The sequence below is a fragment of the Arthrobacter sp. Y3221160 genome (assembly GCF_059092585.1).
The window spans coordinates 2,274,026-2,288,148 of sequence record NZ_JBNHHU010000001.1; the positions used below are offsets into that span (position 1 = coordinate 2,274,026).

The following is a 14,123-nucleotide window of genomic DNA, read 5'->3' on the forward strand; positions in this document are numbered from 1 at the left end:
TGAGCGTGAAGGAAGACGGACAGTGTATAGCTGTAGTAGCCGAAGGGCTGCCATCACGCGCGGACAAGCAGGAGGGACGGGCGCAAGCCCCCAAGTCGCATGAAATTGAAGAACCTTTTCAAGGGACCGATCATCTGGATTGTCCTGGTCCTGGTCATCCTCCTGATCGCCGTGCCCAATTTGGCCGGTCCGCAGTCTTCACGCGTCGACACCAGTGTGGGACTTGAACTGCTGCAGGACAACAAGGCGGAACAGGCCCGGATGAACGACGGCGCCCAGAGCGTCGACCTGACGTTGCGCGAAGACCTGGTCATCGACGACGCCAACAAGGGCAAGTCGATCACCTTCTTCTACAGTCGCGACCGCGGTCCGGACATCGTGGACGCGATCAACGCCTCCGACGTGGACACCTTCACCGACCAGCCGGTGGAAAACAACTGGTTCATGAGCTTCATCAGCCTGATCCTGCCCATCCTGATCATCGGCCTGATCTTCTGGTTCCTGCTCTCGCGCATGCAGGGCGGCGGTTCCAAGGTCATGCAGTTCGGCAAGTCCAAGGCGAAGATGATCACCAAGGACATGCCGCAGGTGACCTTCGCCGACGTCGCGGGCGTGGACGAGGCCGTGGAGGAACTGCACGAAATCAAGGAGTTCCTCTCCGAACCGGCCAAATTCCAGGCCGTCGGGGCGAAGATCCCCAAGGGCGTGCTGCTCTACGGCCCGCCCGGTACCGGCAAGACCCTGTTGGCCCGCGCCGTGGCCGGCGAAGCCGGCGTCCCCTTCTTCTCGATCTCCGGCTCCGACTTCGTCGAAATGTTCGTCGGCGTCGGCGCCTCCCGCGTCCGGGACCTGTTCGAACAGGCCAAGACCAATTCGCCGGCCATCATCTTCGTGGACGAAATCGACGCGGTCGGCCGGCACCGCGGTGCCGGCGTGGGCGGCGGCAACGACGAGCGCGAACAGACGCTGAACCAACTGCTGGTCGAGATGGACGGCTTCGACGTCAAGACCAACGTCATCCTGATCGCCGCCACCAACCGTCCCGACGTGCTGGACCCGGCGTTGCTGCGCCCGGGCCGGTTCGACCGGCAGATCGCCGTCGAGGCCCCCGACCTGGAAGGCCGCCACCAGATTCTGCAGGTGCACGCCGCCGGCAAGCCCATGGCCCCGGGCGTGGACCTGCGTTCCCTGGCCAAGCGTGCGCCCGGATTCACCGGTGCCGACCTGGCCAACGTGCTCAACGAAGCCGCCCTGCTGACCGCCCGGTCCAACGCCCAGCTGATCGACGACCGGGCGCTGGACGAAGCCATCGACCGCGTGATGGCCGGGCCGCAAAAGCGCTCCCGCGTCATGAAGGAACACGAGCGCAAGATCACCGCCTACCACGAAGGCGGACACGCCCTGGTCGCGGCCGCGCTGCGTTACTCCGCGCCGGTCACCAAGGTCACAATCCTGCCCCGCGGCCGCGCCCTGGGCTACACCATGGTGGTGCCGGAGGACGACAAGTACTCCGTGACCCGCAACGAACTGCTGGACCAGCTCGCCTACGCCATGGGTGGCCGGGTGGCCGAAGAGATCGTCTTCCACGATCCGTCCACCGGCGCGTCCAACGACATCGAGAAGGCCACCAGCACCGCCCGCCAGATGGTCACCCAGTACGGCATGAGCGAACGCGTGGGTGCCGTGAAGCTGGGCCAGGGCGGCGGCGAGCCGTTCCTGGGCCGCGACATGTCGCACGAACGCAACTACTCCGACCACGTCGCCTTCGTGGTGGACGAGGAAGTGCGCCGGCTCATCGACGACGCCCACGACGAGGCCTACGCGATCCTGACCGAGAACCGCGACGTGCTGGACCGGCTGGCCCTGGCGCTGTTGGAACGCGAGACGCTGAACCAGCGTGAGATCGCCGAGATCTTCCACGACCTGCGCCGCCGCGAGCTGCGGGACGTGTGGCTGTCCAAGGAAACCCGGCCGGTACACAACATCCCGCCGGTGGTCTCCCGCCGGGAGCGGGAAGCGGCCGCCAACGGCCAGCAGCAGGAAGGAAGCCACGGGGCCGTGATCGTGGACCCGAATCCGGCCGGCGGAGACCTTCCCGGGGATGACGGCCGAAGCGGCGTACCCGGCGCCAGCAGCTAGGATCACAGACGTGACCGAATACGATGACGTTGTCGCCGAGCTGGAGTTCGACCCGCTGATCGACCTGCCCAGGATCGAGAAGGCGGTGCGCGAAATCCTCATCGCCGTCGGCGAAGATCCTGACCGCGAAGGCCTGCGGGAAACCCCGCAGCGGGTCGCCCGTTCGTACGCGGAGGTGTTTGCCGGCCTGCATCAGGACCCGGCGGACATTCTCGGCACCACGTTCGACATCAACCATGAGGAAATGGTGCTGGTCAAGGACATCCCGTTCTATTCGACCTGCGAGCACCATCTGGTCCCGTTCCACGGCACCGCCCACATTGGCTACATTCCGTCCCATGACGGTAAAGTGACCGGGTTGAGCAAGCTCGCCCGCCTGGTGGAAATCTACGCCCGGCGCCCGCAGGTGCAGGAACGCCTCACCACGCAGATCGTCGAGGCCATGGTCAAGTACCTGGAGCCCAAGGGCGCGATCGTCGTCGTCGAATGCGAACACATGTGCATGTCCATGCGCGGGGTCCGCAAGCCGGGGGCGAAGACAGTCACCTCGGCCGTGCGCGGCCAATTGCGCGAGCAGGCCACCCGAGCCGAGGCCATGAGCCTGATTATCGGACGATAGCGAAGAGAAGAGACGGTACAGATAGATGGATTCACTCGCCGCAGTCCCCGGAACCGGGCCCGCCACGTCGCCGCTGCCCGTGCTGCGCAAGGCGCGCGAGCCGAAAAAGTTCGCGGACCTGCCCACCGACCGTGCCGTCGTCATGGCCATCCTGAACGTCACCCCGGACTCGTTCAGCGACGGCGGCGACCACGCCAATAAGGAAGCGGCGATCGCCTACGGGCTGAAGTTGCTGTACGGCGGCGCCGACATCATCGACGTCGGGGGTGAATCCACCCGCCCCAACGCCGACTCGATCACTCCCGAGGAAGAGCAGAAGCGCATCCTCCCCGTCATCGAGGCACTGGTCAAGGCCGGCGCCCTGATCAGCGTGGACACCATGCACGTGGACACGGCGGCCAAGGCGCTGGACGCCGGGGCGGCCATCGTCAACGACGTCTCCGGCATGACCCACGACCCGCACATGCCCGCCCTGGTGGCCGAGCGGAAGGTCCCCTACATCCTGATGCACCGGCGCGGGGACGCCCGCGAGGTCGACCCCAAGGCGGACTACCAGGACGTGGTGGCCGAGGTCCTCGCGGAGCTGACCGACCTGCGGGACAAGTTCGTCGCCGCCGGCGTGGAGCCGGAGCAGATCATCCTGGATCCGGGACTGGGCTTCTCCAAGAACGCCGAACACAACTGGGAGCTGCTGCGCGCCACGGACCGGATCGCGCAACTGGGCCACAAGGTGCTGGTCGGCGCATCACGCAAGCGGTTCCTCGGTTCCCTGCTGACCACCGCCGGCAAGGCCGCCGCACCCAAGGAACGCGACGAGGCCACGCTGGCGGTCTCCGCGCTGGCCGCCGCCAACGGCGCCTGGGGCGTGCGCGTGCACGACGCCGGCGCCTCGCTGGACGCGGTCAAAGTCGCCGCCGCCTGGACCAAGTAGGCCGGGACGTGACGCCAGCATCTCCGGCACGGCCGGACCTCATCAGGGTTTCCGGCATCAAGGCCACGGGCTACCACGGCGTGCTGGAGCATGAGCGCCGCGACGGCCAGCCGTTCGTCGTCGACGTCACCCTCCACACCGACATTCGGGCCGCCGCGGCCGACGACGACCTGGCGAAGACCGCAAACTACGCCGAGCTCGCCGACCAGGTGGACGCGATCATCGCCGGCGAGCCCCTGCAGCTGATCGAAACACTGGCCGAACGGATAGCCGACCATGTGCTGCGCACGTTCGCCGTGGCGGCGGTCGAGGTCACGGTGCACAAGCCGCAGGCACCCATCCAGGTGGAGTTTTCCGATGTCACGGTCAGCATCTACCGGGAGCAGCCATGAGCGTCCGCGCGGTCCTGGCGCTGGGCAGCAACCTCGGCGCACGCAGCGACACCCTCTCGCACGCGGTGGCGGACCTGGTGGACACCCCCCACGTGCGGCTGCGCGAAGTCTCGGCCGTGGTGCAGACGAAGCCGGTGGGCGGTCCCGAGGACCAGCCGGACTACCTGAACATGGTGCTCGAGGTGGAGACCGACCTGGACCCGCACCAGTTGCTGGCCCATTGCCAGGCCGTGGAAAACAAGCACCACCGCACCCGCGAAGTGCGGTGGGGGCCGCGGACGCTGGACGTGGACATCATCACCTACGGCGACCTGGTGCTCAACGACGAGAACCTCGTCATCCCGCACCCGCGCGCGCACGAACGCGCCTTCGTGCTGGCGCCCTGGGCCTGGATGGACTCGAACGCCACGCTCAACGGCGTCCCGGTCGGCGAACTGGCCAAGGCGGCTGGCGACCTGGACGGCGTGGAACCCTACGAATCCGAGCCGTTCGAAGCCGGTCAATAGTGTCCGGCGGGGTGGGGGCTTCGTGAGGACCATCAGATACCGCTGGCTGGCGACCATCGCCGTCGTCACGGCCGTGCTGGGCTGGCTGGGCAACCTGCTCGCCGGGCGCGGCGGGCTGCCGGTGCCCGTCCTGCACCTCTCCTCGCTGGCGACCATGGCCGCCATCGCCGTCTTCACCCTGGTGCTCGGCCTCAAGGTGCGCCGCTGGCGCAACGGCAACCGGGACAAGGAGCTGAATCCGGTACTCGCGGCCCGCACCCTCGTGCTGGCGCAGGCCTGCGCCTATGCCGGGTCGCTGATCTTCGGCTGGCACAGCGGCATCATGGTGGACCAGCTCATGCTGCTGCTGTACCGGCCCGGCCTCGGGGCGCTGCCGGCCGTGCTGGCTATGATGGGCGGTGGCCTGGTCATGGTGGTGATCGGGCTGGTGGTGGAGCGTTTCTGCAAACTTCCGCCCGAGGACACCGAAGCGGCCCAGGACAACGGTACCGAGGCCCAAGGCGAGGGGGAGTATGCCTAGCGAAGCGATCGATCCGGCCGGCATCAGCTGGATCCGGGTCTCGCCCAAGTACGTCACCGTACGACTGGTCAGCTGGGCCATTTTCACGGTCGTCGCCGTCGCCCTGCTGTCCACCCCGCTCGTCCTGGCGCTGACCGGCCTCTGGCCCGGCTTCCCGGCGTGGCTCGGCTGGCTGCTGAGCCTGGGCACGCTCGCGCTCTGCGTCTGGGCCGGGCTCTTGATCCCGCGCCAGGTCAGGGCCATCGGGTATGCCGAACGCGACGAGGACCTTTTGATCCGGCGCGGACTGTTTTTCCAGCGCGTCATGGTGGTCCCCTACGGCCGGATGCAGTACGTGGATGTTGGCGTGGGGCCGCTGGAGCGGGCCTTCGGCCTGTGCTCGGTGAAGCTGCACACCGCCAGCCCGCAGACCAACGCCGGCATTCCGGGGGTGCCGGCGGCAGAAGGAGCCCGGCTGCGCGAACAACTCTCCGACCGCGGGCAGGCAAGGCTGGCCGGGCTATGACCGTACCCGGCAGCAACGGGCAGGCCCCGCTGCCCGGGCAGGGGCCGGATGCGCCCGGCGAAGTAGTGCCGGCCTCCCAAGGGGTGCCCCTGGCACCGGACGCCACCGGCACCTGGCACCGGGTTCACCCCGTTTCGCCGCTGGTCCGCGGCTGGATTGCGCTGGCGGCGATCGCCTACTTCTTCGGCCGGGACTGGTTCGAGGCCATGTTCCGGGGCGACGAGTTCTGGGGACTGAGCGGCGGCCGCGCCGTCTGGACCGTGCTGGTCATGGTCGTGGTCGCGGTGCTGCTGGTGGGCGGATTCTTCCTCTCCTGGTGGTTCACCCGGTACCAGGTCACCGACGACCATGTCCGGGTGAACTCCGGCGTCCTGTTCCGCCAGCACCGCCAGGCGCGGCTGGACCGGGTGCAGGCGATCGACGTCATCCAGCCGCTGCTGGCACGGATCTTCGGCCTGGCCGAACTTAAATTCGAAGTGGCCGACGCCGGAGAATCGGCCGTGCGGCTCGCCTACCTGCCGCTGGCGTCGGCGCAGCAGCTGCGCGCCACCATCCTGGCCCGGGCGGCCGGCCTGCGCGGCGATCCCGCGCACCCCCAGGAAGCGGTGGCCGAAGCCCCCGAACAGCAGATCCTGGCCATCCCGGGCGGACGTATCCTCGGCGCGGCGCTGCTGTCCGGAACCACGCTGTTCCTGCTCATCATGCTGATCGCGGCCGGGCTCTCGACCTTTGTGTTCGGTGCCGCGTTCGGCCCGGCCTTCCTGGTCCCCGCGGCGTTCGGCGTGGTGGCCGGCTACTGGTCCACGTTCAGCACCGGCTACAACTTCCGCGCCGCCATCTCCCCGGACGGCATCCGGCTCCGCTACGGCCTGCTGGAGACCCGGGCGCAGACCGTCCCGCCCGGCCGGGTGCAGGCCGTGGAGATCATGCAGTCGCCGCTGTGGCGCCTCAAGGGCTGGTACCGGATGCGCGTGAACGTGGCCGGCTACGGACTCAGCGCGGAAAACGCGGGCGCCCGCACCACGTTGCTGCCGGTGGGCACGCAGCAGGAAGTGATGCAGATGCTTGCGCTGGTGCTCCCGGACCCGGGCACCGAGGACCCGTTCACCGTCTTCGGGGCGGGCCTTGACGGAATCGCGGGCAAGGACAGGGACGACGCCGGCGCCTCCGACGGCGGATTCGTCACCTCGCCGCGGCGGGTGCGGTGGCTGTCCTGGCTGACCTGGCGGCGCAACGGCTTCGCCGTCACCGGGACCGCCCTGCTGGCCCGCAGCGGCAGGCTCTGGCGCAGCCTCTCGGTGGTGCCGCACGAGCGGACCCAGTCCATCGCGCTGCACCAGGGCCCGCTGGCCCGCCGCCTGCGCGTGGCGGACCTGCGCCTGCATACGACCGCCGGACCGGTCACGCCGGTGATCTACCAGGTCGACGCCGACACCGCCCGCCGGCTCTTCGACGAGCAGTCGGTCCGGGCCGCCGCGGCCCGGCGCCGCAGCGTCCCGGAACGCTGGCTGGAAGCCCGGGAGTCCGGGGCCGGTCCCGTCCCCGGGGCGGCCGAGGGGCCCGCGGGCGGCGTCCGCGGGCCGGCGCAGCAGGACGAACCACAAGGAAGCAAGGAGGGCCGCGATGGCGGGCAGGAGTAGGCCCGGACGGTTGGGCATCGGCGTGATCGGTGCCGGCAAGGTCGGCGCCGTCCTCGGTGCCGCGCTGCGCGGCGTGGGGCACGCCGTTGTCGGGGTGTCAGCGGTGTCCGAGGACAGCCGGGAGCGGGCGGAGAACCTGCTGCCCGGCGTCCCGGTGCTGCAGATCCCCGAGATCGTGGAACGGGCCGAACTGGTGCTGCTGGCGGTGCCGGACGATGCCCTGCCGGAGCTGGTGGACGGCCTGGCCGCGGCCGGGGTCTGGCAGCCGGGCCAGCTCGTGGTGCATACCTCCGGACGCTACGGCACCGCCGTGCTGGGGTCGGCCCGGGCCAAGGGTGCCATCCCGCTGGCCATCCACCCGGCCATGACGTTCACGGGCATGAGCTTGGACCTGGCCCGGCTCAATGACTGCAGCTTCGGGGTGACGGCCGAGGCCACGGTGCTGCCGATCGCCCAGGCGCTGGTCGTGGAGATGGGCGGCGAACCGGTGGTCATCGCCGAGAAGGACCGCACGCTCTATCACGCCGCCCTGGCGCACGCGTCGAACCATCTGGTGACCATCGCGGCCCAGTCGGCGCAACTGCTGGCCGAGGCCGGCGTGGAGCAGCCGGACCGGGTGCTCAGCGGGCTGATGCGGGCCTCCCTGGAGAACGCGCTGGCCTCCGGGGAAGCGGCCCTGACCGGGCCGGTGGCCCGCGGCGACGCCGGCACCGTCCGCAGCCACCACGAGGCGCTGCTGCGCCGCGAGGTGCATTCGGGCGGCACCGACATCCGGCTGGCCTACGAGGAGCTGGCCCGGGCGACGGCCCAGCGTGCCCTGCAGCGCGGCCTGCTGAACGAGGCCCGCGCAACCGAAATCCTGGACATCCTTGCCCAGTCCCGTCCGGAGGAGAACGCGTGACGACCCGCCCCCGCCTGGTGAAAACCCGTGCCGAATTGAAGGACGCCACGACCGGCCTGCTGGCGGCAGCCGGGACCGCCGGGCGGCCTTCGCTGGGGCTGGTCCCGACCATGGGAGCGCTGCACGCAGGCCACGCTGCGCTGGTGCGGGCCGCGCGGCAGGCGTGCGACGTCGTCGTGGTTTCCGTGTTCGTGAATCCGCTCCAATTCGGCGAGCAGCAGGACCTGGACCGCTACCCCCGCACCCTGGAAGCCGACCTGGACCTGCTGGCGGCGTGCGGGGCGGACGTGGTGTTTGCCCCCGCAGTCGAAGAGGTCTACCCGGACGGCGAGCCGCTGGTCAGGATCGACGCCGGTGCGCTGGGCGCGAAGTTCGAGGGCGCCTCCCGGCCGGGCCACTTCGACGGCGCCCTCACTGTGGTGGCCAAGCTGCTCCATTACGGGCTGCCCGCGGCGGCCGGCGCGGCCGGCTACCGCGCCTACTTCGGCCAGAAGGACGCGCAGCAGCTTGTGCTGGTCAAGCGGATGGTGGCCGACCTGAACTTCCCGGTGGACATTGTGGGTGTGCCCACGGTGCGCGACGACGACGGGCTGGCACTCTCCAGCCGCAACCGTTTCCTCAACGACGCCGAGCGGGAAGCGGCGCTGGTGCTTTCCCGCAGCCTGGCGTACCTCCGCGGACAGGCCGACCGGCACGAACCCTTGGACGTGGACGGCGCGCTGGCCATGATCGAGTCGGTGCCGCCCGTCCGGCTGGACTACCTGGAAGTGGTGGATCCCCGCACGCTCGAGCCGCTGGCCTTCAACTGCAGGGAGACCCCGTTCACCGGCGAGGCCCTGGTGCTGGTCGCCGCGCAGGTCGGCTCGGTTCGGCTGATCGACAACGCGCAGCTCGGCTACTGACGTCCGCGGATGGAAGCTCCGGGACGTTTGGCTGGCCCGGCCCCGGTACCGGTACCCTTAACTACCGTGACCCGCGATAATTCCCCCACCCCACATCCCGCAGCCGAGGCTGCCGACGCCTCCGAGCAGATGCACGTGCGCATGGCCAAGCGCGCCAAACTCTTGGAGCGCGGCGTCGAGGCGTACCCGGTGGGCGTGGACCGGACCCATACGCTGGCCGAGGTGCGCGAAAAGTACGGCCACCTCGAGGCAGACGAGAGCACCGGCGACGTCGTGGGAGTGTCCGGGCGCGTGGTCTTCATCCGCAACACCGGCAAACTCTGCTTCGCGACCCTGCAGGAAGGCAGCGGCGTCCGTCTGCAGGCAATGTTGAGCCTGGCGAACATCGGCGAGGAAGCGCTCGCGGACTGGAAGGCCCTCGTGGACCTGGGCGACCATGTGTTCATCCGCGGCGAAGTCATCAGCTCCAAGCGCGGCGAGCTGTCCGTGATGGCCGACAGCTGGCAGATGGCCTCCAAGGCGTTGCGTCCGCTGCCCGTGCTGCACGCCGGCCTGAGTGAAGAAACCCGCGTGCGGCAGCGGTACGTGGACCTCATGGTGCGCGACGAAGCACGCCAGATGGTTTACACCCGCGCCGCCGTCATCCGCTCCATCCGCGAAACCCTGCACTCCCACGGCTACGTGGAAGTGGAAACCCCCATGCTGCAACTGGTGCACGGAGGCGCGACGGCCCGTCCCTTCGAGACACACCTGAACGCCTTTGACCAGGACATGACCTTGCGCATTGCCACGGAGCTGTACCTCAAGCGCGCGGTGGTCGGCGGCATAGACCGGGTCTTTGAGATCGGCCGGATCTTCCGCAATGAAGGCGTTGACTCCACCCACAGCCCCGAATTCACCACGCTGGAAAGCTACGAGGCGTATGCCGACCAGTTCGTCATGGGGGAGCGCATGAAGGAAATGATCCTGAATGTGGCCGACACCATCGGCACGCGCGTCATTGAAACTCCGCAGGGCACTATTGACCTCAATGGGGAATGGCGCTGGCTGGGTGTCTATCCCGGTTTGTCCGAAGCGGTGGGCCGGGAAATCACCCCGCAGACGGGCGGTGAAGAGCTGCGCGACATTGCCGAACAGCACGGCGTGAAGATCGACCCGAAGTGGGATACCCAGAAGGTGGTCGTCGAGCTGTTCGGTGAAATCGTCGAACCGACGCTGCTGCAGCCGACCTTCGTTTACGACTACCCGCCGGCAGCGCAGCCGCTCGCGCGCAACCACCGCGACAATCCGGAGTTGATTGAGGCCTGGGACCTGATTATCGGGGGCATGGAACGCGGCACCGCTTTCTCCGAGCTGATTGATCCGGTGATTCAGCGCGAACGCCTGACCGAGCAGTCGCGAATGGCGGCGGCCGGAGACGAGGAAGCGATGCAACTGGACGAAGACTTCCTGCGTGCCCTCGAATACGGCGCGCCGCCGATGGGCGGTATCGGACTGGGCATCGACCGATTGGTGATGCTTTTCACCCAGGCGGGAATCCGCGAAACGATTCTGTTCCCGCTGCTGAAGCCGGAGCTGGGCTGAGCATGGAATATCTGTGGGTACTTGCGCCGTCGCTGGGTGTCGGGCTTTTGTTCTATTTCGTGATGAAAGCCATATTCAACGCCGACCGGAAAGAACGCGAAGCGCTGGCCGAGGCCGAACGCGAGGCCGAAAGGCGCGCGGCCGAAGGCCGCGAGGAATAGGGGAAGGCCCCGGACAAGCATCAATTGTCCGGGGTTTTTCCTTTAATCACATTCGCCCGCGCTATACCGGTATTTCCCACCTGGTCAAATCGGATCTGATCCATGCCGGGATTGCAGGACGATCGAATCCGGCTGTATTGCCTTGAAATGGAGTGTAGGACATAATAAGTATGGTTCGGATTATACCGGACATATAGATCCACCCACCCAAAAGGAGCCTTCTGTGGCGCAAGAAGTAAAAATCATTCTGGTTGATGATCTGGATGGTGGCTCGGCCGATGAAACGGTCCGGTTCAGCCTGGATTCCAGCAGCTACGAAATTGATCTTTCTTCATCGCATGCCGAGGCGCTTCGCGACGCGCTCAAGCCGTACATTTCTTCCGGCCGGAAGATTCCTGCCCGGGGCTCCAAGGCCGCCAAGCCGGCCGGCGGCACACGCAACCAGGACGCCTCGGCGATCCGCGCGTGGGCACGGGAGAACGGTTACAACGTTAGCGACCGCGGACGTGTGCAATCTGAAATCATCGAGGCCTACAAGGCCGCCCACGGGGGATAACGGGCGGCCCGTTCCATCACGGGCAGATCGATCGGCGGGGCGGACAGGCAACTGTCCGCCCCGTTTGCCGTCCTGCAGGGGGCATTACCCCTAGGGCGAACAGAACGCACAACAGCCATCCGGGCACGTAGCATCAAAGTACGCAGTAGCTAGGAGTGTGCGAGATGTTTGAGAGATTTACCGACCGTGCCCGTCGCGTTGTCGTGCTGGCTCAAGAAGAAGCCCGCATGCTCAACCACAACTACATCGGCACCGAACACATCCTCCTCGGATTGATCCACGAGGGTGAGGGCGTTGCCGCCAAAGCACTGGAGTTCCTCGGCGTCTCCCTGAACGGCGTTCGTGAGCAGGTCCAGGAGATCATCGGCCAGGGCCAGCAGGCTCCGAGCGGCCACATTCCGTTCACGCCGCGTGCCAAGAAGGTTTTGGAGCTGTCGCTGCGCGAGGCCCTGCAGCTCGGCCACAACTACATCGGCACCGAGCACATCCTGCTGGGCCTGATCCGCGAAGGCGAAGGCGTGGCCACGCAGGTGCTGGTCAAGCTGGGCGCCGACCTCAACCGCGTGCGCCAGCAGGTCATCCAGCTGCTCTCCGGCTACCAGGGCAAGGAGCCGGTCACCGCCGGTCAGCAGCAGGAAGGCACTCCTGCAGGATCGGTGGTGCTGGACCAGTTCGGCCGGAACCTCACACAGGCTGCGCGTGAATCCAAGCTCGACCCGGTCATCGGGCGCGAGCACGAGATGGAACGCGTCATGCAGGTGCTCTCCCGCCGCACCAAGAACAACCCGGTGTTGATCGGTGAGCCCGGCGTCGGCAAGACAGCCGTCGTCGAGGGCCTGGCCCAGGCGATCGTCCGCGGCGACGTGCCGGAGACCATCAAGGACAAGCAGCTCTACACGCTGGACCTGGGGTCCCTGGTGGCCGGGTCGCGCTACCGCGGTGACTTCGAGGAGCGGCTGAAGAAGGTCCTGAAGGAAATCCGGACCCGTGGCGACATCATCCTGTTCATCGACGAGATCCACACCCTGGTGGGTGCGGGTGCCGCCGAGGGCGCGATCGACGCGGCCTCCATCCTGAAGCCGATGCTGGCGCGTGGCGAACTGCAGACCATCGGTGCCACCACCCTGGACGAGTACCGCAAGCACATCGAGAAGGACGCCGCGCTGGAGCGCCGGTTCCAGCCGATCCAGGTGGAAGAGCCGTCCGTGGAGCACGCCGTGCTGATCCTCAAGGGACTGCGGGACCGCTACGAGGCGCACCACCGCGTGTCCATCACCGACGGCGCCCTGGATGCCGCCGCGCACCTGGCCCACCGGTACATCTCCGACCGCTTCCTGCCGGACAAGGCAATCGACCTGATCGACGAGGCCGGGGCGCGGCTGCGCATCCGCCGGATGACCGCACCGCCGGAGCTCAAGGACATCGACGAGCGCATCGCCGAGCTGAAGAAGCAGAAGGAATCGGCCATTGACGCCCAGGACTTCGAGGGCGCCGCGACGCTGCGGGACCAGGAAGGCAGGCTGCAGGACGAGCGGGCCGAAAAGGAACGCGCCTGGAAGTCCGGGGACCTGGATGAGATCGCCGAGGTGGACGAGGACCTGGTGGCAGAAGTGCTGGCCAACTCCACCGGCATCCCCGTGTTCAAGCTGACCGAGGAAGAGTCCAGCCGCCTGATGCACATGGAGGCCGAGCTGCACAAGCGCGTGATCGGCCAGGACGAGGCGATCAAGGCCATCTCGCAGGCGATCCGCCGTACCCGTGCCGGCCTGAAGGACCCCAACCGTCCCTCCGGCTCGTTCATCTTCGCCGGCCCCACCGGCGTCGGCAAGACCGAGCTCGCCAAGGCCCTGGCGGAATTCCTCTTCGGCGAGGAAGACGCGCTGATCACCCTGGACATGTCCGAGTACTCGGAGAAGCACACGGTCTCGCGGCTGTTCGGTGCCCCTCCGGGATACGTGGGCTACGAGGAAGGCGGTCAGCTGACCGAAAAGGTCCGCCGCCGCCCGTTCTCCGTGGTGCTCTTCGACGAGGTGGAGAAGGCGCACGCCGACCTGTTCAACTCGCTGCTGCAGATCCTCGAGGACGGCCGCCTGACGGACAGCCAGGGTCGCGTCGTGGACTTCAAGAACACGGTGATCATCATGACCACCAACCTTGGCACCCGCGACATCTCGAAGGGCGTCATGACCGGTTTCCAGTCCGGCACGGACACCAAGACCGGGTACGAACGGATGCGCGCCCGGGTCCAGGATGAGCTCAAGCAGCACTTCCGGCCCGAGTTCCTGAACCGCGTCGACGACACCGTGGTCTTCCCGCAGCTGAGCGAGGAAGAAATCGTCCAGATCGTGGATCTGTTCGTCGAGCGCCTGCGGAAGCGGCTCGCCGAGAAGAACCTCAAGATCGACCTGACCGACGCGGCCAAGGTGCTGCTGGCCACCCGCGGCTACGATCCCACCATGGGTGCCCGGCCCCTGCGCCGGACCATCCAGCGGGAGATCGAGGACCAGCTCTCCGAGAAGATCCTCTTCGGCGAGTTCCACCCGGGCGAGACCATCCACGTGGACGTCGAGGGCGAAGACGACGCCGCGACGTTCGTCTTCAGCAGCACCGGAGCGCCCAAGGCAATCGAGGGAGTCCCGGACACCCCGGCACTGTCCCAGTAGCCTGCACCGTACTGCGCAGGGAGAGCCCCGGCTTCGGCCGGGGTTCTCCCGCTTAACCGGAGGGTGTTGATACCGGGGCCGGAGGCGGCGTAGCAAAGCCGCGA

Annotated in this window: 14 protein-coding genes; all 14 read left to right on the forward strand. The window is 67.6% G+C overall.

Annotated elements, in window-relative coordinates; genetic code table 11:
- Nucleotides 1-99: 99 nt before the first annotated feature.
- The 14 genes from ftsH (at nt 100) to AC5RWG_RS10700 (ending at nt 14,019) form a co-directional block, all read left to right on the forward strand.
- Entirely contained in the window at nt 100-2,139 is a 2,040-nt protein-coding gene (gene ftsH, locus AC5RWG_RS10635; RefSeq protein ID WP_494001928.1) for an ATP-dependent zinc metalloprotease FtsH, read from the forward strand.
- Between the two features lie 10 nt (nt 2,140-2,149).
- Nucleotides 2,150-2,758, forward strand: coding sequence for a GTP cyclohydrolase I FolE (folE, locus tag AC5RWG_RS10640; protein WP_494001929.1), 609 nt, complete (start codon nt 2,150-2,152; stop codon nt 2,756-2,758).
- A 25-nt stretch (nt 2,759-2,783) separates the two neighbouring features.
- Nucleotides 2,784-3,689: a dihydropteroate synthase gene (gene folP, locus AC5RWG_RS10645; protein WP_494157279.1), complete on the forward strand. Its 906-nt coding sequence runs from the start codon at nt 2,784-2,786 to the stop codon at nt 3,687-3,689.
- A gap of 8 nt (nt 3,690-3,697) precedes the next feature.
- A complete protein-coding gene (gene folB, locus AC5RWG_RS10650; RefSeq protein WP_494157280.1) occupies nt 3,698-4,081 on the forward strand; it encodes a dihydroneopterin aldolase in 384 nt (127 codons plus the stop codon).
- Nucleotides 4,078-4,587, forward strand: coding sequence for a 2-amino-4-hydroxy-6-hydroxymethyldihydropteridine diphosphokinase (folK, locus tag AC5RWG_RS10655; RefSeq protein ID WP_494166880.1), 510 nt, complete (start codon nt 4,078-4,080; stop codon nt 4,585-4,587). The genes folB and folK overlap by 4 nt, the downstream gene beginning before the upstream one ends.
- Before the next feature lie 22 nt (nt 4,588-4,609).
- The gene (locus tag AC5RWG_RS10660; RefSeq protein ID WP_494001933.1) at nt 4,610-5,107 is read left to right on the forward strand and encodes a DUF3180 domain-containing protein; all 498 of its coding nucleotides are present in this window, start codon (nt 4,610-4,612) and stop codon (nt 5,105-5,107) included.
- A complete protein-coding gene (locus tag AC5RWG_RS10665) occupies nt 5,100-5,612 on the forward strand; it encodes a PH domain-containing protein (RefSeq protein WP_494001934.1) in 513 nt (170 codons plus the stop codon). Before AC5RWG_RS10660 ends, AC5RWG_RS10665 begins: the two co-directional genes overlap by 8 nt.
- Nucleotides 5,609-7,252 (forward strand): PH domain-containing protein, encoded by a 1,644-nt coding sequence (locus AC5RWG_RS10670; protein ID WP_494166881.1) that lies wholly within the window; start codon nt 5,609-5,611, stop codon nt 7,250-7,252. Before AC5RWG_RS10665 ends, AC5RWG_RS10670 begins: the two co-directional genes overlap by 4 nt.
- Nucleotides 7,236-8,153 carry a Rossmann-like and DUF2520 domain-containing protein gene (locus AC5RWG_RS10675; protein ID WP_494166882.1) on the forward strand — a complete coding sequence of 306 codons (918 nt, stop codon included), beginning with the start codon at nt 7,236-7,238 and terminating at the stop codon, nt 8,151-8,153. Before AC5RWG_RS10670 ends, AC5RWG_RS10675 begins: the two co-directional genes overlap by 17 nt.
- Nucleotides 8,150-9,055 (forward strand): pantoate--beta-alanine ligase, encoded by a 906-nt coding sequence (panC, locus tag AC5RWG_RS10680; protein ID WP_494166883.1) that lies wholly within the window; start codon nt 8,150-8,152, stop codon nt 9,053-9,055. The genes AC5RWG_RS10675 and panC overlap by 4 nt, the downstream gene beginning before the upstream one ends.
- Before the next feature lie 66 nt (nt 9,056-9,121).
- Complete coding sequence (gene lysS, locus AC5RWG_RS10685; RefSeq protein ID WP_494166884.1) at nt 9,122-10,639, forward strand: lysine--tRNA ligase; 1,518 nt, start codon at nt 9,122-9,124, stop codon at nt 10,637-10,639.
- A 2-nt stretch (nt 10,640-10,641) separates the two neighbouring features.
- Nucleotides 10,642-10,800, forward strand: coding sequence for a hypothetical protein (locus tag AC5RWG_RS10690; RefSeq protein ID WP_493978318.1), 159 nt, complete (start codon nt 10,642-10,644; stop codon nt 10,798-10,800).
- 223 nt (nt 10,801-11,023) lie between these two features.
- Nucleotides 11,024-11,356, forward strand: coding sequence for a histone-like nucleoid-structuring protein Lsr2 (locus tag AC5RWG_RS10695; protein ID WP_493978319.1), 333 nt, complete (start codon nt 11,024-11,026; stop codon nt 11,354-11,356).
- Nucleotides 11,357-11,520: 164 nt separating this feature from the next.
- The gene (locus AC5RWG_RS10700; protein WP_494001939.1) at nt 11,521-14,019 is read left to right on the forward strand and encodes an ATP-dependent Clp protease ATP-binding subunit; all 2,499 of its coding nucleotides are present in this window, start codon (nt 11,521-11,523) and stop codon (nt 14,017-14,019) included.
- The last annotated feature ends 104 nt before the right edge of the window (nt 14,020-14,123 follow it).

Bases quoted from the DNA above. Each gene is read 5' to 3' on its own strand.
- ftsH (WP_494001928.1), top strand. From the start codon at position 100: ATGAAATTGAAGAACCTTTTCAAGGGACCGATCATCTGGATTGTCCTG.
- folP (WP_494157279.1), top strand. From the start codon at position 2,784: ATGGATTCACTCGCCGCAGTCCCCGGAACCGGGCCCGCCACGTCGCCG.
- folK (WP_494166880.1), top strand. From the start codon at position 4,078: ATGAGCGTCCGCGCGGTCCTGGCGCTGGGCAGCAACCTCGGCGCACGC.
- AC5RWG_RS10665 (WP_494001934.1), top strand. From the start codon at position 5,100: ATGCCTAGCGAAGCGATCGATCCGGCCGGCATCAGCTGGATCCGGGTC.
- AC5RWG_RS10670 (WP_494166881.1), top strand. From the start codon at position 5,609: ATGACCGTACCCGGCAGCAACGGGCAGGCCCCGCTGCCCGGGCAGGGG.
- AC5RWG_RS10675 (WP_494166882.1), top strand. From the start codon at position 7,236: ATGGCGGGCAGGAGTAGGCCCGGACGGTTGGGCATCGGCGTGATCGGT.
- AC5RWG_RS10690 (WP_493978318.1), top strand. From the start codon at position 10,642: ATGGAATATCTGTGGGTACTTGCGCCGTCGCTGGGTGTCGGGCTTTTG.
- AC5RWG_RS10700 (WP_494001939.1), top strand. From the start codon at position 11,521: ATGTTTGAGAGATTTACCGACCGTGCCCGTCGCGTTGTCGTGCTGGCT.